Source organism: Nocardia vinacea NBRC 16497, assembly GCF_000308835.1.
In the GTDB taxonomy this organism is placed as follows: domain Bacteria; phylum Actinomycetota; class Actinomycetes; order Mycobacteriales; family Mycobacteriaceae; genus Nocardia; species Nocardia vinacea.
This window is the reverse complement of sequence record NZ_BAGN01000380.1, coordinates 1-18,702: the sequence shown is the minus strand read 5'-3', so window position 1 is coordinate 18,702 and position 18,702 is coordinate 1. Positions and strand designations below refer to the sequence as shown.

The 18,702-nt window shown below is 65.7% G+C and carries 20 protein-coding genes; 13 read left to right on the top strand and 7 right to left on the bottom strand.

Going from position 1 to position 18,702, the window contains the following annotated elements; genetic code table 11:
• Positions 1-148 precede the first annotated feature (148 nt).
• Positions 149-361, top strand: a complete 213-nt coding sequence (locus ON44_RS35405; protein ID WP_040698765.1) for a hypothetical protein — start codon at positions 149-151, stop codon at positions 359-361.
• Between the two features lie 160 nt (positions 362-521).
• The gene (locus ON44_RS35400; protein WP_040698764.1) at positions 522-3,194 is read left to right on the top strand and encodes a helix-turn-helix transcriptional regulator; all 2,673 of its coding nucleotides are present in this window, start codon (positions 522-524) and stop codon (positions 3,192-3,194) included.
• Between the two features lie 22 nt (positions 3,195-3,216).
• Here the strand turns inward: ON44_RS35400 and ON44_RS35395 are convergent, their stop codons facing one another.
• Positions 3,217-3,591 carry a DUF4267 domain-containing protein gene (locus ON44_RS35395; RefSeq protein ID WP_040698763.1) on the bottom strand — a complete coding sequence of 125 codons (375 nt, stop codon included), beginning with the start codon at positions 3,589-3,591 and terminating at the stop codon, positions 3,217-3,219.
• A gap of 167 nt (positions 3,592-3,758) precedes the next feature.
• Between ON44_RS35395 and ON44_RS47285 the strand changes: the two genes are divergently transcribed.
• From ON44_RS47285 to ON44_RS35370, 5 genes are all read left to right on the top strand, one after another.
• Positions 3,759-4,790, top strand: a complete 1,032-nt coding sequence (locus tag ON44_RS47285) for a peroxiredoxin family protein (protein WP_051182784.1) — start codon at positions 3,759-3,761, stop codon at positions 4,788-4,790.
• 164 nt (positions 4,791-4,954) lie between these two features.
• A complete protein-coding gene (locus ON44_RS35385; protein ID WP_040698773.1) occupies positions 4,955-5,290 on the top strand; it encodes a BP74-related protein in 336 nt (111 codons plus the stop codon).
• A gap of 211 nt (positions 5,291-5,501) precedes the next feature.
• Entirely contained in the window at positions 5,502-6,203 is a 702-nt protein-coding gene (locus ON44_RS35380) for a YwaF family protein (RefSeq protein WP_040698772.1), read from the top strand.
• Positions 6,204-6,485: 282 nt separating this feature from the next.
• Complete coding sequence (locus ON44_RS35375) at positions 6,486-6,827, top strand: hypothetical protein (RefSeq protein WP_040698762.1); 342 nt, start codon at positions 6,486-6,488, stop codon at positions 6,825-6,827.
• Positions 6,828-6,923: 96 nt separating this feature from the next.
• Positions 6,924-7,142: a hypothetical protein gene (locus tag ON44_RS35370; RefSeq protein WP_040698761.1), complete on the top strand. Its 219-nt coding sequence runs from the start codon at positions 6,924-6,926 to the stop codon at positions 7,140-7,142.
• 149 nt (positions 7,143-7,291) lie between these two features.
• On the opposite strand, the gene ON44_RS35365 is transcribed toward ON44_RS35370, so the two are convergent.
• Both ON44_RS35365 and ON44_RS35360 read right to left on the bottom strand, forming a co-directional pair.
• On the bottom strand, positions 7,292-7,810 hold the full coding sequence (locus tag ON44_RS35365; RefSeq protein WP_040698760.1) for a hypothetical protein: 519 nt from the start codon (positions 7,808-7,810) through the stop codon (positions 7,292-7,294).
• A 91-nt stretch (positions 7,811-7,901) separates the two neighbouring features.
• Complete coding sequence (locus ON44_RS35360; protein WP_040698758.1) at positions 7,902-8,234, bottom strand: hypothetical protein; 333 nt, start codon at positions 8,232-8,234, stop codon at positions 7,902-7,904.
• A gap of 243 nt (positions 8,235-8,477) precedes the next feature.
• Between ON44_RS35360 and ON44_RS35355 the strand changes: the two genes are divergently transcribed.
• Positions 8,478-9,131: a TetR/AcrR family transcriptional regulator gene (locus ON44_RS35355; protein ID WP_040698756.1), complete on the top strand. Its 654-nt coding sequence runs from the start codon at positions 8,478-8,480 to the stop codon at positions 9,129-9,131.
• 76 nt (positions 9,132-9,207) lie between these two features.
• Here the strand turns inward: ON44_RS35355 and ON44_RS35350 are convergent, their stop codons facing one another.
• The 3 genes from ON44_RS35350 to ON44_RS35340 all read right to left on the bottom strand — a co-directional run bounded on the left by ON44_RS35350 (position 9,208) and on the right by ON44_RS35340 (position 12,163).
• A complete protein-coding gene (locus ON44_RS35350) occupies positions 9,208-10,191 on the bottom strand; it encodes an aldo/keto reductase (protein ID WP_040698754.1) in 984 nt (327 codons plus the stop codon).
• A gap of 152 nt (positions 10,192-10,343) precedes the next feature.
• Positions 10,344-10,946, bottom strand: a complete 603-nt coding sequence (locus ON44_RS35345; RefSeq protein WP_373283261.1) for a TetR/AcrR family transcriptional regulator — start codon at positions 10,944-10,946, stop codon at positions 10,344-10,346.
• The gene (locus ON44_RS35340; protein ID WP_040698752.1) at positions 10,943-12,163 is read right to left on the bottom strand and encodes a cytochrome P450; all 1,221 of its coding nucleotides are present in this window, start codon (positions 12,161-12,163) and stop codon (positions 10,943-10,945) included. Before ON44_RS35340 ends, ON44_RS35345 begins: the two co-directional genes overlap by 4 nt.
• A 221-nt stretch (positions 12,164-12,384) precedes the next feature.
• Here ON44_RS35340 and ON44_RS35335 point away from each other — a divergent pair, with 221 nt between their 5' ends.
• A complete protein-coding gene (locus ON44_RS35335; RefSeq protein ID WP_218007698.1) occupies positions 12,385-12,873 on the top strand; it encodes a protein-tyrosine phosphatase family protein in 489 nt (162 codons plus the stop codon).
• A 47-nt stretch (positions 12,874-12,920) separates the two neighbouring features.
• Here the strand turns inward: ON44_RS35335 and ON44_RS35330 are convergent, their stop codons facing one another.
• Positions 12,921-13,376, bottom strand: coding sequence for a hypothetical protein (locus ON44_RS35330; RefSeq protein WP_040698750.1), 456 nt, complete (start codon positions 13,374-13,376; stop codon positions 12,921-12,923).
• A 114-nt stretch (positions 13,377-13,490) separates the two neighbouring features.
• On the opposite strand from ON44_RS35330, the gene ON44_RS35325 reads away from it, so the two are divergent.
• From ON44_RS35325 to ON44_RS35310, 4 genes are all read left to right on the top strand, one after another.
• A complete protein-coding gene (locus ON44_RS35325; protein WP_040698769.1) occupies positions 13,491-14,096 on the top strand; it encodes a PadR family transcriptional regulator in 606 nt (201 codons plus the stop codon).
• Positions 14,097-14,163: 67 nt separating this feature from the next.
• Positions 14,164-16,494 carry a galactose oxidase-like domain-containing protein gene (locus ON44_RS35320; protein WP_040698768.1) on the top strand — a complete coding sequence of 777 codons (2,331 nt, stop codon included), beginning with the start codon at positions 14,164-14,166 and terminating at the stop codon, positions 16,492-16,494.
• A 100-nt stretch (positions 16,495-16,594) separates the two neighbouring features.
• On the top strand, positions 16,595-17,593 hold the full coding sequence (locus ON44_RS35315; RefSeq protein ID WP_040698767.1) for an adenylate/guanylate cyclase domain-containing protein: 999 nt from the start codon (positions 16,595-16,597) through the stop codon (positions 17,591-17,593).
• A gap of 184 nt (positions 17,594-17,777) precedes the next feature.
• Positions 17,778-18,569, top strand: coding sequence for an RluA family pseudouridine synthase (locus ON44_RS35310; protein ID WP_051182783.1), 792 nt, complete (start codon positions 17,778-17,780; stop codon positions 18,567-18,569).
• The last annotated feature ends 133 nt before the right edge of the window (positions 18,570-18,702 follow it).

The following is an 18,702-nucleotide window of genomic DNA, read 5'->3' as shown; positions in this document are numbered from 1 at the left end:
TCGGGAACCTCATTTACGCAGGCCAGACACGGTCTACAAATCGCGAAGGAATCAGCGCGAACCAAATCCCCAGGTCAGGTGTCGCAGGTTCGCATCATAGGGGGTTGCTGTCAGCTGACGCCCCAGCTCGGAGCACCTATAGGGCAGCATGAACCAATTGCATGGTGCCACATCGCTTTATGTCACGGCGGTCCGCGACACCGCGGCGGCCGAACAGCTCATCAGCGACCGGCAGGCCTACGGAGCGATCGACCTCCGTTTCGGCATGCCGCAAGTCATCATCGCCTCCGCCGCGAGCACCGCGGTCGTACCGACACCGCAGGCGATGGCGACAGGGAACAATTCGCGAACAGCGGCATGAACACTGTGACACGCCGATGCCTCCGAGCGGTTTGCGACGATTCGGCAGTTCCGGCGCCTTTCGTCTGCGAGAGCGGCTTGCAGACTCACGATCCGGGGCACCGGTCGTCGCAAGCACAATCGAGTTGCCGTCTCGGTGCGGTGCACTTACGTTTGCGGAGGTGTTGTATGGCCGCGCCTCCGAAGAGCAACGGATTCGGGTATTGCTGGAGGAAGCCGTAAAGGGATCCAGTGGGTCTCTTGTCCTCACGGGCGAACCCGGCGCGGGCAAATCCGCACTGCTCGACGTGGCGTCCGGCCTGGCCGACGACAGCTGGCGGGTGTTGCGATCCACCGGGGTCGAGTCGGAGTCCGAACTGCCTTTTGCCGGGCTTCAGCTGCTGCTCGCCTCCGCGCTGGGAGGTCTCGACGCGCTGCCATCGAACCAAGCCGACGCATTGCGCTGCGCATTCGGGTACGGCGGGCCGCACCGCACGGCGGACCGTTTTCTCGTCGGTCTGGGCACTTTGTCGCTGCTTGCCGAATTGTCCGGCGCCGGGCCGGTGCTGTGCCTGGTGGACGATGCCCACTGGCTGGACCAGCCGTCCATCGACGCGTTGGTGTTCGCGGCGCGCAGACTGGGGGCCGAGGGTGTTGTTGTGCTTCTCGCCGGGCGCGAGGAGTTCTCAGCACCCGGTTTGTCACAGCTTCGACTGACACCGCTCGCGGCCGACGCCGCGCGAGACCTGGTGGTAGCCAATGCACCCGGGCTGTCACCGGAGGTGCTCGAGCGGGTGCTTGCGGAGTCGGCGGGCAACCCGCTCGCGCTGCTCGAGCTGCCGCGGATGGATCTCGACGCGCGCTCGCTGGGTCCGCTGCCGTTGCCGGATCGGCTGCGCGCCGGTTATCAGCGCGATATCGCGAATCAGCCGGAGTCTGTCCGCACCGTGCTTTTGGTGGCGGCAGCCGAGGAAACGGGCGAGCTGGCTCTGGTGTTGCGAGTGCTCGCCGACCTCGGGCTGACGGACGAGGCGCTGGCGGCCGCGGAACCGACCGGCATGCTGACGGTGTCGGCGCAGTCGGTCACGTTCCGCCATCCGCTCAGACGAGCCGCCGTCTACGACCTGGCGACATTCACTCGGCGTCGCGCCGTGCACACCGCCATCGCCGCTGCCCTCGCCGAGGAACCCGACCGCCGCGCCTGGCATCTCGCCGCCGCGGCGACCGGCCCGGATGAGCAGATCGCCGCAGCGCTGGAGGCGGCCGCCGAGAATGCTTGCAGCCGAACCGGTTTCGCCACTGCCGCCACCGCACTGGAGCGATCGGCGCGGCTCACGCCCGATGCGACCGAGCGAGTGCGTCGCCTTGTCCGCGCGGTCGAGGTATCCGCCGACGCGGGCCGCAGGGATGACACGCTCCGGCTCATCGCCGCGGCCGAGCAGTCAGCAGCCGACCCGCTCGCGAGGGCCCGGATCGCCAGTGTTCGGGCCCGGCTCGAGATCGAGGCCGGATCCTTGTCCGCGGCATACGAACTGCTGCTCGCCGCCGCCGGGACGGTGGCCGCGATCGAGCCGCGTACGGCGACCGCGATGCTGGTCGAGGCGGCCGTTGCCGCCTGGACCGCGGGAGATCTGAACGGCGTTGCCGCGGTACGGGCGCGAATGGTCGAAGTCGCCTCGGGTCCGGCAGACGCCGCCTCGCTCGCGTTGCTCGATGGGCCGCTCGGACTGAACTCACCCGACCCGGCCGCCGGGGTGCGGCTGATCCGCGCGAATGTCGCACACATCTGGTCGATGCCCGCCGAAATGCCGTCGATGCGTTTGATGGCGGCCCGACAGGCGGCTCTTGCCAGCGACGTCGATGACGCGCGGGCGATCCTGCTGGAGCTGAACAGGGAGTGCCGGGACCGGGGGATGGTCGGCTGGATGCCCGTCGTCGGCTGCAACCTCGGGGCAGCAGAGCTGCTCATCGGTAATTTCCGTGAGTCGGACGCGGTCGTGAACGATGCGCTGCGCACCGCCGAGGATATCGGGCAACCGGACGTAGTCCGCCGCGCCCGATCGATCCTGTCCATCCTCGCCGCGATCCGAGGCGAGGAGGAACGCTGCCGTGACCTCGCGGCGGACACCCTTGGCGTCAACGCCGTCGGCTCCGCCCAAGCGGGGTGGGCGCTGGCCCTGCTCGACCTCGGGTACGGCCGCTACGAGGAGGTGCTGGACCGCTTGGCCGCGCTGTCCCGAGTCGCGAATCACGCTCTCGGCCAATGGGTTCACCTGACGAGCGACTACGTGGAGGCCGCAGTGCGCCTGCGCAGCCCCGAACGTGCGACCGGACCGACTGCGGAGCTGGAACAGTGGTTCGCGGCCACCGGCTCGCCGTGGGTGCAAGCACATGTATTGCGCTGCCGGGCCATGCTGGACGATGACGGCGAGTTGTTCGCTCGCGCGTTGACACTGCATGCCGCGCAGGGGCGTTGGTTCGATCATGCGCGCACCGGGTTGCTGTACGGAGAATGGTTGCGGCGCGCTCGGCGCCAGCGGCAGGCCCGCTCCGAGCTGCGCAAAGCGCTGGAGACCTTCGAACGGCTCGGTGCGCAACCGTGGGCCGAGCGCGCGCGCAACGAGCTGCGCGCGGCCGGCGAGGGCACGGTTGGCCGGACCGCCTCCGATCTGACCGCCTTGCTCACGTCCCAAGAGTTTCAGGTGGTCCGGCTGGCCGCCGCGGGCGCGACGAACAAGGAGATCGGCGCCCAGCTGTTCATGAGCCCCAAAACCGTTGGGAACCATCTCTATCGAGCCTTTCCCAAACTCGGTGTTTCCAGCAGGGTCGCGCTCGCTCGGCTCGAACTGGACTGAGCCGACATCAGTACTCCGACCATCAGACGAGGAAGAGCAGGGCGGCGCTGATCAGCACGACCACCGCGGTAGCGAAGTGAATACCGAAGGCATCAGCCTTCCTGCCGCCGTTGCGCAGCACGATGGCGGTGTCGCCGAACGGCGTGAGAGCCACAGCCACCATGAACCAGCCCTCGGCGTGCGCACCGACGAAGGCGAGCAGCACCAGGCCGATGAGACCGGAAGTGATGTCGCGCAGGCCCTTGACGGTCAGGTATGGGCCCGCGTCACCCGCGGATTCCGCCGCAACCCCGTAGGCTGCCGCCGCAGCATCGGGCACCAGCATGAACCGCAGTCCGACAAAGATGATCATCAGGTCGAGCAGGATGGCCAGACCGTAGGCAATGGGGGTGAGCACGCTTCTCCTCGTTCGTTGTGACGTGGAAAAACGTAAATCGCGACCGGCCGGCCGCGGTATGAGGCGAATGCCTCTATATCGAGAAAAGAGTAGACATTCGCAACACCTCGAATACTCTTCCGGCGATTCCTAATTCGAATAACCGCTGATGTGGGAGGGTGCGGCCCATGCTGATCGAATACGGGGTGTGGGTTACGCGGTTGGCGCTCGCCGTGGTGTTCGGGTTGTCGGCCTGGGGGAAACTGGCCGATCGCGCCGGTACGCGGCAGGCGGTGGGGGATTTCGAGGTGCCGGTGCGGTGGGTGCCCGCCGTGGCGTGGGGGCTGCCCGTCGCCGAGGCGGTGTTGGCGGTCGGCGTCGTCCTGTCGTGGACGGCCGTCGCGGCGGCGGTCGGCGCGCTGCTCCTGCTGACGGTATTCACGGTGGTCATGGTCGGCTTGTTGCGGCGCGGCAAGCGCCCCTCGTGCTCATGCTTCGGCGCGGCGAGTACGACGCCGATCGGCGCGCGCAGCATCGTGCGCAACGGTGTGCTGATGATGCTCGCGGCGATGGTCCTGTGGGGCGCGTTGGCCCGGCCCTCGGTGCCCGCCGGACTGGCTGCCGATACCGCGACCGGGCTCGCGCTCGGTGCGCTGCTGTGCGGGGTCCTGGGGTGGCTGGTCGGCCAGGTCGGCGCGCTGCGGCGTCGGCTGGACGAGCAGGCGCTCTCGACGTTGGGAGCCGAGGGCTTGCCGGTCGGCTCGGTCGCGCCGGAGTTCGAGTTGCTCGACGTCGCGGGGGCCCGCACGAACCTCGCGGACCTGCTCTCGGGGGGCCGGGCAGTGCTGCTGGTGTTCGTGCACCCGGGCTGTGAGATGTGCGCCGCGCTGGCCCGTGAGCTGCCGCGGTGGCGGGCGCGCACGGCCATGACCATGGTCGTCGTCGGGAACGGCGATGCCGATGAGCAGGCCGTTTGGGGTGCCGAACAGGGTCTTGGCGAGATCCCGTCGCTGGTGCAGCAGGGCAACGAGGCGGCGCTGCGATATCGCGTCCGCGGTACACCGTCAGCTGTGCTGATCGACGCCGAGGGCCGGGTCGCCGCGCCTGTCGCGCGGGGCGCTATCGCGATCCGTGAGTTGATTCTCGCCGGGAAATCGATCCGCGCCCAGCTTTCCTCTCGAAGCAACGGCCACCACGCCACTAACCAGAGTCGGAACTGACCCCTCGGCCAGGTTACCTACGTCGGAAACCGGCGGACAGTCCAAATTGGTTGTCGCACAGAGAATTTCGTATACAACAGTGCTCTCTCGCCGATACGATGCTGAGTGCATCGATGCAGAACCGCGCGCGACCCCCCATCCACTACTTTTGGCAGGGAGATGTCATGGCGGACTTCGCATTCACTGATTACTCCGGCAAGGAATTCATCATCCGGCTCAATAACGAGCAGCGCATCGAGGAAGCGCGTCGGATCCTGGCCGGCGATGAGCAGATGTCGATCCATGTCATGGGACGCATCAGGAAACAGGTGGTCGACTACAACCCGGGTTGGACCTTCCACCTCGACCCGGACACGATCTCCTTCTTCACCATGGCGATCGAGGTCTGTGACTCGTCTATCTCCTACGTCGAGGATCACCTGGACGAGGCTTGCGGCGCATTCCTGCCGGGTTGCTTCTGGTGTCCATGGTCGTCCCGACTCACCCGAGAGATCCGCTGATCGCGACGCCGTAGGCGGCGGACCCCGGCCGAGTGCTTTCGGCCGGGGTCCGCGGGTTCAGCGGTTCGGCGTCTCACTCCCCAGCGAGTACCTGCCAGTGGCACTGTCGCTTTCCTGAAGCGGTGCCGGAGGTTGGAATCCCGCCGCGAGCAGTCGGCGCCTATAACACCGGTGAGACTGTGCGGCGCCGCTAAGGTAGGTAGGCGTGAAGCTGCCTTCCGCGCAGCGGGAGTTCTCCGCGTATGGGCCATCGCACTGGATAGTGCTGGCCGTGTTCGTGGCAGGGGCGGTGCTGGTCGTCTGGATCGGCCGCACGCACCAGACCAGTGGCGCCGCACGCCGTTTCAGCCGGGCCTTCGGTGTATCGACACTGCTGTTGTACCTGGCGATCTACCTCGCCGCAATGCTCCCGCCCACCCTCGGTCGCTCGGTTCCGCTGCGTCTGACCGACCTCGCGACCCTGGTCGCCGGCTATGCGCTGTGGTCGCACCGGCGCTGGGCGTACGCACTGACCTACTACTGGTGCCTCACCCTGAGCACGCAGGCGCTCATATCACCAGCGCTGCAGAGCCCGGATTTCCCGCATTACGAATTCCTGGCCTTCTGGGCGATACACCTGGTAGTGGTCTGGGCGGCGATCTACCTGACCTGGGGCATCGGAATGCATCCGGACTGGCGAAGCTATCGGGTCGCTGTGACAGTCACAGTGGCGTGGGTCGCGGTGACCTTCATCTTCAACTCCATCGCCGACACCAACTACGGATTCGTCAACGCGAAACCCACGACCCCCTCGCTCCTCGATGTGCTCGGCCCCTGGCCCTGGTACCTCCTCACAGTCACCGTCCTCCTACTCGCCACATGGGCCTTGATGACCTGGCCCTGGGTCCGGACGCGCCAGTTGGAGACGAAGTAGCGCAGCCACTTCCAGTGCCTGCCAAGCAGTCAGCCCGGCGGTCGGTAAGGCAGCCGCCTGCACGACGTCGAGGCCGGACGGCCGCGGCGCCAGCGAGTCGGCGCGGGGCAAATCAACCCTGGAGCTGATCGTGCTGGAAGATGACCATTTCGCCACTGATGGGCCGCCCGCGGACGTATCCGCCTCGGCCATGGAAGCAGCCATTGCCGAGGCGGACGCGAAGCCCGGCGGATTGCCACCGAAACCGACGCGGCATACATCGTCATCAGCGGATTCGCTCAGTTGACGAGCCCCGCCGAACGATCCAGAACGGCAACCGGACTGGATCTGCTGTCACATATCGCCGATGTATTGGACTTGCTCTCCGAGATCACCGAACGTCTGGAAGAACGCGGTGAACGGGTCCATCTGATGCCGTTCGGCTGGCACAAGCGCTCACATGCCGAGGTCTGCGAGCAGCGGGTTATTCACCTGCCCCATGCCACCGAACGCACCGGTGCGGAACCGGCCGATACCGTCGTGGCCAACTGCTCCATCGACCACCACCGCTCCCGCATCTGTCCGCGACGCGACGCGACGCGGCACTACGGATTTCACCGCTCGACCGGTCGACGTGCCATGTGAGAACCAGATTCGTACCCACCGCTGGCGGGGACTGCTGCCCTCGACGTCCTGACTAGGCTGCGAGGTGCAATGGTCCGAAAAGCGAAAGGTAGCAATATGATCCGGAAGGTTCTGCTGGTGGTTACGGCCGGTGTCCTGATCAGCACACCCGCGACGGCGTCGGCCGAAGTGGCCGTCGTCGACCAGCCCGCTACCGCACAGGAGGTGGCGATCAGCACCGGATCGGGCGTCGCGGACACCGTCATCAATGGACTGATCGCCATTATCTTCGGTCCGAACGATCCCTCGACCTGCAAGTTCCCCTACTGCTTCTGAACTTGCGCCGGTGGCCAGCCGCTGAATTTGCGTCGAATACAGCAATTCCGCTGTGTAGCAGATTCTTTCGACGGCGGCTGGAAGCAAGCGAAAGTATGCGAAAACGGGTACCGGGCGCACGGCCCGGTACCCGTTATCTGTTCATCGGTTCAGTTGAAACGCGCCGCGAGAATCGGCACGTCGGCATTGCGGAGATTACCCGCGATGCACGCCCCCGCCATTGCCACGGCATTGCCGATCGGACCTTGTTCGACCACCAGATGGCCACCCGAACCGGGGCCCTCGGTGATGGTCACGGTGTTGGACACCGACCTGGCGACACCACCCGGCACATGCCACGGCCCGCTGATCCGGCTGACCGCACCGTTGGACCAGTTGACCTTGCCGTCGATCTGACCGTCGGCACCGTTGCAGCTCCCGGTTCCACTGAAGGTGCCGCTGACCGTGGCCTCGGACGCGGGTGCGCCCGTGCAACCGGTGAGATTGCCGTTCCATGTGGCCGTGGTCGGCGCGACCGACATCCCGAGCGGGCTTGTGTTGTAACTGAATTGGCCGCCGGAGCAGCCGCCGGCAATCGGATCGGCCGCCGCCTGCTGGGTGCCGACCAATGCGGCGGCGAGTGCGGCGACTGCGACCGAAGCTGTGGCGATCTTCCGAGAAATTGCCATGACGAATACCTTCTCCTTTGATCGAACTGATCTGATGGAGCAGCTGACGACAAGCAAACGCGAAGATCGTAGACGGCGCGTCCGACGCAGGCTAATCAGCCCACACACATTCCCCGGGATACGCCCGTCGAGCATAGGTATTGGTCGGGTTGACGGTGATAACGTCACACGCCCGCACAAGTTCTTCCGGTCGATCGTCCAAATGCGCGAGATTCGGCATGATCACCGCTTCTGCCTCCGTCTCGCGGATGACTTCGCGCAATGCCGCGAGAATATGCGTGCCCGCGCCCTCCAGCCGCACGATCTCGGCGAGGTCATATCCGTATCGCGTTGCCAACTTACGGATCTGGGCAATGTCCCAGTCCATCGCATCGCCCGACACGTCCTGACGAAGGTATCCGATCGCGGTCGGCGTCGGCCTCATCGACTTGCCTCGTTCCGTCGTGTACCAGATCCTCTAATGCTCGATCCATACAGGTCGGGAGCAGCTACCGTCGTTGGCGCCCCGCCACCGCACACTGTCGCAGCAAATATAACGCAACCGTAGCAATTTACTCCGTCGAATACAACAGGAACGTATGTTCTCGACACCGAAAGTCGTGCGGTCGAACCGATTCCATATAAGTTACAAGATCTGCCACTATGAACCGGTGGAGGTGAGGCGGTAGTGGCGACATCGCGAACCGCGTCGAACCGGCCGAAGCGGCGTTATGCACCGCGCCTACCGCCCGAACAGCGGCGCGTCCAGGTGCTCGATGCCGCCTTCGCAGTGCTGCACCGCACCGAATTGCCGGAACTGAGCATGGAGGCGGTGGCCCAGGAGGCCGGCGTCGGAAAGCCGGTTCTCTACACCGTTTTCCGAACGCGCGCGGAGTTGGTCGCCGCCCTGCTGGAACGCGAGCGCGAGCGCGGATTGGACCAGGTCGTCGAGGCCATGCCGACCGATCTGATCGGCTCCGATCCCGTCGTGGCCGCCTCGGCGACGGTGGAGGCATTCATCGGTATGGCCCTGGAGAATCCCACCCGGTGGCGGCTGATTCTCGCCACCCCGGGTGGGGCACCCAGGGAATATCGTGAGGCACTACGCAATTCGCGCGCCATCATCCTCGACCACGCCGAGGCATTGGTGCGCATGGGCTTGGCGCTCGAACCCCGCTGGACGGGTGTCGACGCTGCCCTACTCGCCAATTCCCTACTGACCGTCGCCGAAATGCTCGGCCGACTAGCAGTCAGCGACCCAGTGCACTATCCCCCCGAACGCCTCCAAGGCTTCCCACGCACCCTGGTCCGCCTCGTCATGGGCGTAAACCCCAACGAATAACGCCGTCGCAGACCAGTATGTTCGAGGCACGGCGTTTCAGGCGGTGAGTCGCTATGCGAGGCGTGAACCGACCGCGTCAGCGACCGGCGGCCTTGGCGAGATGTTCCGGATAGCGCGCGCCGGAGAATGCGGTGGCGGGTGCTGCGGCATCGATGCGGGCGAGATCTTCTGCGGTCAGGGTGATCTCGGCGGCGGCGACATTCTCCTCGAGGTAGGTGCGACGCTTGGTGCCCGGGATGGGAACCACATCGTCGCCACGGCTCTGCACCCAGGCGAGCGCCAATTGTCCTGCGGTAATACCCTTTTCGGCGGCCAGCTCGCGCAGCGCCGCGACGATGGCGAGGTTGCTGTCGAGGTTGTCCTCAGCGAATCGCGGTAGACGGCGGCGCAAATCGTCGGCGGGCAGATCGGCCGTGGAAGTGATCGCGCCGGTCAGGAAGCCGCGGCCGAGCGGTGAGAAGGGCACGATGCCGATGCCGAGTTCACGACAGGTCGGCAGCACTTCGGCCTCGATATCCCTTGTCCACAGCGACCATTCACTCTGCAGGGCGGTCACCGGATGGACGGCGTGCGCGCCGCGGATGGTCGCCGCCGAGGCCTCCGAGATGCCGAGGTAGCGCACCTTGCCCGCCTGCACCAACTCGGACAGCGCGCCCCAGGTCTCCTCGATCGGGACATTCGGATCGACGCGATGCTGGTAGTAGAGGTCGATATGGTCGACACCGAGCCGGGCCAGCGATGCGTCACAACTCTGCTTGACGTATGCGGCGTCGCCACGGGCACCCATGCTCCCGTCCTCGCCCCACACGATGCCGAATTTGGTCGCGAGCACAACCCGATCGCGGCGGTCGGCGATGGCCTTGCCGACCAGGCGCTCGTTGGTCTCCGGGCCGTAGACATTTGCGGTGTCGAGCAGCGTCACACCCAGATCCAGCGCACGGTGGATGGTGGCAATGGATTCGTCGTCGTTATCGCGCACGCCGTAGGCCTGGCTCATACCCATACAGCCCAGCCCCTGTGCACCAACGGTCAACTGGCCGAGTTTCCTGGTCGGAATCATGCGAGTCTTTCCTCCTTGGTCGACGATTTCGCCATCGACGCTACGATCTGGAGTGCACTCCAAGTCAAGCACGGCGAACGATCACCTCGGCGCGACGGGCCGCCGTGGCCGCGAGCCAACCCCGTTCGCTGCCGTGCCGGGCGGGCGGGATGTCAGCTCGCGAACGCACCCATGACGACCGGCGCAACGAACTGCTCCAACATGACCCGCTCATCGGCCTCGTCACGACCGGGCGCGGTGAGCAGCGACATGATGATACGAGCCAACCAGCGGGCCAGCCGGGAGCGGTCCGGATCGGCCGTCGGCGGCAGCAGCCCGGTGGCAATGGCCTCGATGACCTCGGAGGATTGACCGATCTCATTGGCGATACCCGCATCACCCGCGGTGAACCACGCGATCAGAGTGGGGTCGGCACGGACCTCGCGCAGCGATGCGAGCATGACCGCGACGATGCGCTCGCTCGGATCGGTGATCGCGCGAGTCCGCTCGGCGACGGCGGCACCGACCCGACGAGCCTCGCGGTGCACGAACGCGATTCGCAGCACTTGGCGGTTTGGGAAATAGCGATAGAGGGTGGCGCGCGAGCAACCCGCAGCCTTCGCGACATCGCCCATCCCGGTATTCGTGACGCCGCGCTCGACGAAGAGCTGCGCGGCCGCATCGAGGATCTGCTCGGCCGCGATATCGGCACGCCTGGGGCGCAACCAATCCCCCGGCCTGCCGGTCATCGGATCGCTATCCGATGCGGCCATCATCGGGACACCCGGAACGGCACACGATCCGGCCAGCGCACATAACTGCCGGGGGCATAACGCACACGATCGATATCGACGACGAAATCCGGGCAGCGCACAAGCAATTCCTCCAGCGCGACGCGCGCGACCATGCGCGCGGCGGCCGCGCCGAGACAGTGATGGTTGCCGTGACTGAAGGTCAGGATCTGTTTGGGCCGCCGCAATACATCGAGTTCGCTTGCATTGGAACCGAATTCGCGTTCGTCCCGGTTCGCCGAGGCATACAGCAGCAGTACGCGACGTCCGGCCGGAATGGTGGTGCCGTGAATCTCGACGTCGCGCACCATGGTTCGCGCCAAACCCTGCACCGGCGAGGTGAGCCGCAGGAACTCCTCGACCGCATCCGGAATGAGCACCGGATTCTCGATCAGCAGTCGCCGCTGATCCGGACGCTCGGTCAGCAATTGCACCGCACCGCCGAGATTGCCGGTGGTGGTGTCGTTCCCGCCGGTGATCATGGTGAAGGCGAAGCCGAGAATCGAGATGATGCCCGCATAGTCGCCATCGGCGCCGAGGCCGGAAGCCACCAGATGCGAGATCGTATCGTCGGCGGGTTCGGCGCGGCGGCGTTCGATCAAATGGGTGAAGTACTGCATCAATTCGCCGATGGCCTCCTGGGCATCGAGCGGACTGCCGCCTGCGGAGGCAGTCATGATGAGATCGGTCCACTCGTCGAATTTCGGCCGATCCGGTTCCGGCACACCGAGATAATGCGCGACCACCATGCTCGGCAGCGGCTTGAAAAGTTCGACGACGATATCGCCCTCGCCCGCCGCCCGTAGCCGCTCCAACCGTTCGACGACGAACGCGCGCACCTGCGGTTCGACCGAGCGCACCTGCCGCGGCGTGAAACCTTTCATGACCTGTTTGCGGAAGCTGGTGTGATCCGGCGGATCGGTGAAGACGAACGGCCGCGGTTCGGGCAGCCCGATCTCGCCCAGGTCGCGGTAGTCGACCGTCAGACCGCCCGCCGACGAATAGGTCGCGACATCCCGTGCCGCCGCATACACATCCGAATAGCGCGACAGGACGTAGTAGTCGCTCGCCGGATCATCTTGGGGCACAACGTGATGCACCGGGTCGTGCGCGCGCAGTTCGGCATACATCTGCCACGGCTCGCGCCAGGTCTCCGCGGATCTCAATTCGAAATGCGGTCGGTGAGACAACTCTGTCGTCATGATCCGAGCGTAAGACAAAATGGCAACTCTGTCTAGAACGCGTTCTATCGACGGACGGGGGTTATCCGCGGCACCCCCACGCGTTCAGAGCAGCGTTATCACCAGCAACACCGCCACCACGATGAACAGGATCGCCAGCACGGCGGCCATGTGCGCGATTCTCGAGCCGTTGCCATGGCACAGCACGGCGGTACCGTAAAAGAAGACGCGGGGAGGCGACGATGGTGCAGATGGACCGGCCGCCCAGGGTGCAGACACCGGATGCGGATGCGCCGTGGAACGAGATCGTGCCACAGCTGTGGATGGGTGGGCATCATTACGGAAATGTCGATGGCGTGCGGGTGCCCGCGATCGTCGGGACCGAATTCGATGTGGTGATCAGCCTGTACCAGGCCGAGGGGCATGGGCCGGGACCGGATGTCGAACACCATCACCTCGCGATTCCGGATGCGGTGCTGCACGCGGAGCAACTGGCGGCGACGCGCGCGTTGGCCGGGATCGCCGCGGCCGCGGTCCGCGCCGAGCGCAGCGTCATGGTGCGCTGCCAGTACGGATACAACCGCTCGGGTTTGGTGGTCGCGCAGACGCTGCTCGATCTGGGGCATTCGGTCGATGACGCCATCGCCCTGATCCGTTTGCGGCGCTCACGTTATGCGCTGAACAACGAGTTCTTCGTGAAATATCTGACGATCGGGCTCGACGGAGGCTGAAATACCAAGTGCCCCAACCACATGGTCGGGGCACTCCGGTTCCGACATCAACGCGGCGCGTTGGCCGGGTCGGCAACGGTCGGGTGCGCGCCTTCGCGATGCGCCCGGCGCGCATCCTCGAAGAACTCCCGCGAGAACATTGCCGACAGCACGGCGATACCCGCGCGGTGCACCCGGAATTCACTGCGATTGCAGGTGCCGGTGAGCCGGATGACGCGACCCGCCGCGTCCTGTGGCCGCGCGAAATCCTTCACCCGGCCGCGACCGGTCCAGTGCAGCTCGGTCTGGTCGATGACGGCGTCATCCGGAACGAGCAGTTTCACCATGGCGTGGTCGAGATCGGCGTGGACAACGATCTCGCCGGTGATCTGCGGCGAACGCAGGTCGATCACCACGCTGCCGTAGCGGGCGGTGATATCGAAGGTGTCGGCGTCGGTCCAGTTGCCGAGGCGCTTGGCGGTCTCGTGGTCGACGTGGATGCGGGCGGCGGTCTTGGCGGTCATTTTTCGATCCTCTCGGGCGGCTTCCGCTGATGAATCAATAGTGGCACACAAACTAGTGTCTTTGCAACTAGTTTGTTGGTACCTAGTTTTCGGGACACCACTAGAATGGTCGGTATGACGGCATCGACGCAGTTCAAGCGCTCTCCTCTGGCGATGGCACTGCTCGGCATCCTGCATCTGGAACCGATGCACCCCTATGCGATCCAGCGCCGGATCAAGGAATGGGGCAAGGACAAGGTCGTCAATGTCACCCAGCGCGCCGCGCTCTACAAGACGATCGGCAGGCTGCAGGAAGCCGGACTGGTGACGGTCCGCGAAACCGGCCGCGATCAGCAATATCCGGAGCGGACCGTCTACGAGATCACCGACGCCGGCCGCGCTGCCTGCGCGAATTGGCTCGCCGAGATGATCGGCGAACCACGCAACGAGTACCCGGAATTCCCTGCGGCGCTGTCGTTCCTGATGCTGCTCGGACCCGAGGGCGCTCGCATGGAATTGGAGCGGCGGGCAAAGTCGGTGCGCGCCAAGCTCGCCGAGATGGATGCCGATGCGAAACAGGCCGCGGCGATGCAGCTGCCCAGGGTGGTGATGCTGGAGGACGAGTACCAACGCGCGGTCACCGAGGCCGAATTGCGTTGGCTCGACGCCGTTATCGCCGATCTGGCCGCGGGCACCCTCACCTGGTCCAGGGAATCCCTACTGCCGTACCAACAGCCGTAACCCACATCATCGGACAACTTCGGCATTAGACGCGCAAGATGGCGCGTGCGGGGCGACGATGTATTGCGTGGCAGGACAATTCGTTCCGGTCCCCGACTGGTTCGCATGGGAGAACCAGGATTGCGGGATCGCGATCGCGGATATCGATGGTGACGGCGCCCTGGATGTCGTCGTACTCATGGTGGACAATCCGGCTGGTCAGAACACCGCGTCATATCGGGTGGGCATGGGACTGGCCCCCGACGGCTCGACGAAGAGTTGGGGACCGTGGCTGCCGGTGCCGGATTGGTACGGCTGGGAGAACCAGGGCGCGGGCATCGCGATCGGCGATCTGAGCGGCAACGGCCGACCCGATCTCGTGGTGTTCGTCGTGGACAATCCACCAGGCCAGAACCAGGGCTGCTACCGGATCGGGCGCGATCTGGCCGAAGACGGCACGGTGACCGGCGGCTGGACACCTTGGATCACGGTGCCGGATTGGTACGGCTGGGAGAACCAGGGTGCCGATATCTGCCTCACGTCCGTCGATGGGCAGCTCACCCTGGTCGTTTTGACAGTCGACAATCCGCCGGGCCAGAACAGCGGACAGTTCCGGTTGGCCAAGGGACTGACCGCGGACGGCACGGTCGGCGAATGGACGCCGTGGGTCGCGGTACCCGACTGGTACGGCTGGAATAACCAGGGCGCAGGCATCGCAGCCGCCGATCTGGACGGCGACGGTAGGCCGGAACTGATCGTCTTCGCGGTGGACGATCCCGAGGGCGTGAATGCCGGTGTGTACACCATCGGCTGGGGCCTGGAAGGTTCCGGACACGCGGTCGACGGCTGGAGCGTGTGGGCGAAGACCGAGTGGGGGTTCGCCGAAAACCAAGGCGCGGCACTGGCTTTGCTGCCGCACGACGGCACACCTCCAGAACTGGTGGTCTGCACCATCGACGCTCCGGATGGCGTCAATGCCGGTTATGTGCGCGTGCTCGAACTGGAGACCGATCTGACGCACGCACCACATATGGGCTTGTGGCGCATTCTCGATTTCGGCACCGAGATCAACCCTGTGCACGCCGCCGTGCTGCATACCGGTGACGTGCTGTTCTTCGCCGGCTCCGGAAACGATCCGGACCGCCACGACGCCCACGAATTCCGTACGCGCGTCTGGCATTACCCGCGACCGGGACTGAGCGCACCCGAGACCCCGATCGATCTGTTCTGCGTCGGACACGCGTTCCTGCCGGACGGCAGGTTGCTCGCGGCGGGCGGCACCGAACGCTACGACCCGTTCTACGGACTGAAGGACGCACTCATCTTCGATCCGGCCGCGCTGACCTGGAATACCAAGCCGGATATGGCTTTCGGCCGCTGGTATCCGTCGCTTGCGCCGCTGCCGAGCGGCAATATCGTCGCGGTATCGGGTCTGGGTGCCGACAACTTCCTATCCGTCATTCCGGAACTCTTCGACGCGGGCAGCGAAACCTGGTCCCAGCTGCCATCTCCCGGTCCGATCCCGATGTACGGGCATCTCGTGCTACTCGCCGACGGCAGATTGTTCTACACCGGCGGCCAATACGGTGCGAACAACGGCATGCGGCCGTCGATTTGGGATCCGGCGACCGGCGCAACTGTCGAGGTGCCCGGTCTCACTGATCCGGGTTCACGCAATCAGTCGGCGAGCGTGCTGCTGCCACCCGCGCAGCAACAGCGGGTCATGATTCTCGGCGGCGGCGGATACGATATGCACAGTCCCGCACCGGCTTTGGCCGATACCAGGATCGTCGATCTGACCTCGGCAACGCCGGAATACCAGGCGGCGCCGCCGATGGATCATGCCAGGATGCATCTGAGCGCGGTGCTGCTCCCGGACCGAACGGTGCTGGCCACCGGCGGTTCGGGTATGGAGGAGATGGCGCACGACGCCCCGCCGCACGCCGAGATCTTCGATCCGGCGATGGGTACCTGGATGCACACCGCGCCCTGTCGGGTGCCGCGGCTGTACCACTCCGTCGCCCTGCTCACACCCGACGGCAAGATAATCACCGCCGGCTCGAATCCGGCGCGCAAGACCGAGGAATTGCGCATCGAAACCTATTGGCCGCCTTATCTTTTCCAAGGCGAGCGACCGCGACTCGCGCTCGCGACGGACACCGTCGCGTACGGCACGACCGTTACCGCGACTACCGCTACGGCCCTGCGCGAGGTGAATCTCGTCCGACCTGGGGCGTGCACCCACTCCTCCGATAACGAGCAACGCCTGATCGATCTCGAATTCACCAGCGCCGCACCGGATTCCGTGACGATCACGCTGCCGTCGAATCCGGCGCTCGCGCCGCCGGGCTGGTACCTGGTGTTCGTCGTGAACGACCAGGGCGTGCCGTCGACCGGACAGTGGCTGCACCTGAGCTGATTGTGACCGATCACAGTCCCGGACCGCGGCAACGGTGGCGGTGACTGCCACCTGGTCCGTTGCCGCCATGGGCGACCGCCCGGCCCGTAAGGTACCGATCATGGTTCCCACCGAGATATCCGAGCTGGTCGAGTCGGTCGTGGAGTCGTATCTGCTCGACGGACCGCGCCGCTACAACCGGACCGAGGTCGCCGAACAAGCCGGGACGACCACCGACCTGACCAAGCGGCTGTGGACGGCACTCGGCTTCCCGGCCGGTCTCGACGACGCCGCCGTCGACTACGCCGACGCCGATATCGCCGCGGTGCGCAATTTCCGCGCACTCAATGTGCTCGCCTCGGCGGACTCCCGTCAGCAGGCCGCGACCGCACGCACCCTCGGACAGGGCATGGCACGACTGGCCGAATGGCAGGTCGATGTGGTGCTCGCCGAAATCAGCGCTCGGATGGCCGCGGCCGCACCCGGCACCGATCCGGCCGAAATCGCGCGCGCCGCCACCGAGGTGGCCATCTCCACGCTCGAACAGCTCAATACCTACGCGTGGCGCCGTCACCTCGCCGCGGCCCTGGCCCGTTCCCTCGATCCGGGCACCACGGCGGGCGAGGCGGTGCGCGAGTTGGCGGTCGGCTTCGCCGATATGGTCGGCTACACCCGGCTCACCAGGCATCTGCACCCCGACGAACTCTCCATGCTGCTGGAGGCATTCGAATCCACCACCACCGCCGCGATCACCGAAAACGGCGGCTGGGTGATCAAGAATGTCGGCGACGAGGTCATGTTCGCGGCCGAGGATCCAACGGATGCGGCCCGCATCGCGCTGGCCATCCAGGAGAGCACGATGATGGTCGGCGGCACGCCGGAGCTGCGGGTCGCCGTGGCATACGGGCCGGTGCTGCAACGCTTCGGCGATCTGTACGGCTCGGTGGTCAATATCGCCTCCCGGCTCACCGGCGTCGCCCGACCCGGCACCGTTCTCGTCGATGACGACGCCGCCGCGGCCTTGGACGGCAATCCGGAGTTCGATATCCGCAATCTGCGCAGCGTGCGCGTCCGCGGCTTCAACCGCCTGCGCCCGCACACCCTGCGCCGCTGTGTCTGATTTGCAGCGCCTGCGGCGCTGCGTGTTCGCGGCCCCTGGGTGTCTCGCGTCCGAGCCGTCGAGACTCGCGACTACGTCGCATGCGCTTCGACGACTCGGACGCGAGACGGGCCGCGAACGGTCGCTCGTAAGACTCGCTCCGTTGGGGTTCAGGGTGGCGTGAACAGCGCTCTAAGCTCGTCCGGTGGAGTTCGATTGGGCCGAGTTGCGGGAGAGCTGCGTTATCGAGGAGGACGCGGCGGTGCTGGCGTTGAACAAACCCGCCGGGATTTCGGTGACCGGGGAGCGGCACGCCAGCGATATCGTCGAGGCGGCGGCAGCGGTGGGGGAAACGCTGTATCCGGTGCACCGGATCGACAAGGTGACCTCCGGACTGGTGCTGCTGGCCAAGGAGTTGGGCGCGCACGGGCAGCTGACCAGGCAGTTCAATAAGCAGACGGCCGAGAAGGCCTATCTGGCGATCGTCGAGTCGTCCGGCCTGCCCGATCGCGGCGTCATCGAACTGCCGCTCAGTGTCGGCCGCAAGAACCGCGTGCGAATCGCCGCGCCCCGCGAATCCATTCGCGAGCAGGCCGGTCGCTGGTTCGTCGATGACGCGGATCTCTTGGCCACCAAGAACTATCCGTCGACAACCCAGTTCACCACCGTCCTGCGCACGGCCACCCACACCGTGCTCGCCGTGCGCCCGATCACCGGCCGCCGCCATCAGATCCGCGTACACCTGGCCTGGATCGGACACCCCATCGTCGGCGACCCCCTATTCGACAAATCCGCCCGATACGACCGCACCTACCTCCACTCCTGGCAGCTCGCCCTCGCCGCCCCCTGGCGCACACCCCAAACCCTCACCCTCCGAGCAACCCCAACCCCCGACTTCTGGCACCCCCTCCAACCCATCCCCGACCCGGCCACGCTCCTCCAACACGCTGACAACCTCCTGCGCACCGCCCAATCCCCGCTCCCCCCAACCGAATAGCTCTAACCCACCCCCAAGCCTCGGACGTTCTGACGTGCCGCGCACGGAATAACTGGGCAATCCCAGCTACGGCACCAAATCGCGCAAAATCGCCAGAGCGGATATGCCGAGGGAAGCGTGCGAAGGAGACGCC

Bases quoted from the DNA above. Each gene is read 5' to 3' on its own strand.
- ON44_RS35405 (WP_040698765.1), top strand. From the start codon at position 149: ATGAACCAATTGCATGGTGCCACATCGCTTTATGTCACGGCGGTCCGC.
- ON44_RS47285 (WP_051182784.1), top strand. From the start codon at position 3,759: ATGCTGATCGAATACGGGGTGTGGGTTACGCGGTTGGCGCTCGCCGTG.
- ON44_RS35385 (WP_040698773.1), top strand. From the start codon at position 4,955: ATGGCGGACTTCGCATTCACTGATTACTCCGGCAAGGAATTCATCATC.
- ON44_RS35370 (WP_040698761.1), top strand. From the start codon at position 6,924: ATGATCCGGAAGGTTCTGCTGGTGGTTACGGCCGGTGTCCTGATCAGC.
- ON44_RS35365 (WP_040698760.1), bottom strand. From the start codon at position 7,810: ATGGCAATTTCTCGGAAGATCGCCACAGCTTCGGTCGCAGTCGCCGCA.
- ON44_RS35360 (WP_040698758.1), bottom strand. From the start codon at position 8,234: ATGAGGCCGACGCCGACCGCGATCGGATACCTTCGTCAGGACGTGTCG.
- ON44_RS35350 (WP_040698754.1), bottom strand. From the start codon at position 10,191: ATGATTCCGACCAGGAAACTCGGCCAGTTGACCGTTGGTGCACAGGGG.
- ON44_RS35345 (WP_373283261.1), bottom strand. From the start codon at position 10,946: ATGATGGCCGCATCGGATAGCGATCCGATGACCGGCAGGCCGGGGGAT.
- ON44_RS35340 (WP_040698752.1), bottom strand. From the start codon at position 12,163: ATGACGACAGAGTTGTCTCACCGACCGCATTTCGAATTGAGATCCGCG.
- ON44_RS35335 (WP_218007698.1), top strand. From the start codon at position 12,385: ATGGTGCAGATGGACCGGCCGCCCAGGGTGCAGACACCGGATGCGGAT.
- ON44_RS35330 (WP_040698750.1), bottom strand. From the start codon at position 13,376: ATGACCGCCAAGACCGCCGCCCGCATCCACGTCGACCACGAGACCGCC.
- ON44_RS35325 (WP_040698769.1), top strand. From the start codon at position 13,491: ATGACGGCATCGACGCAGTTCAAGCGCTCTCCTCTGGCGATGGCACTG.
- ON44_RS35315 (WP_040698767.1), top strand. From the start codon at position 16,595: ATGGTTCCCACCGAGATATCCGAGCTGGTCGAGTCGGTCGTGGAGTCG.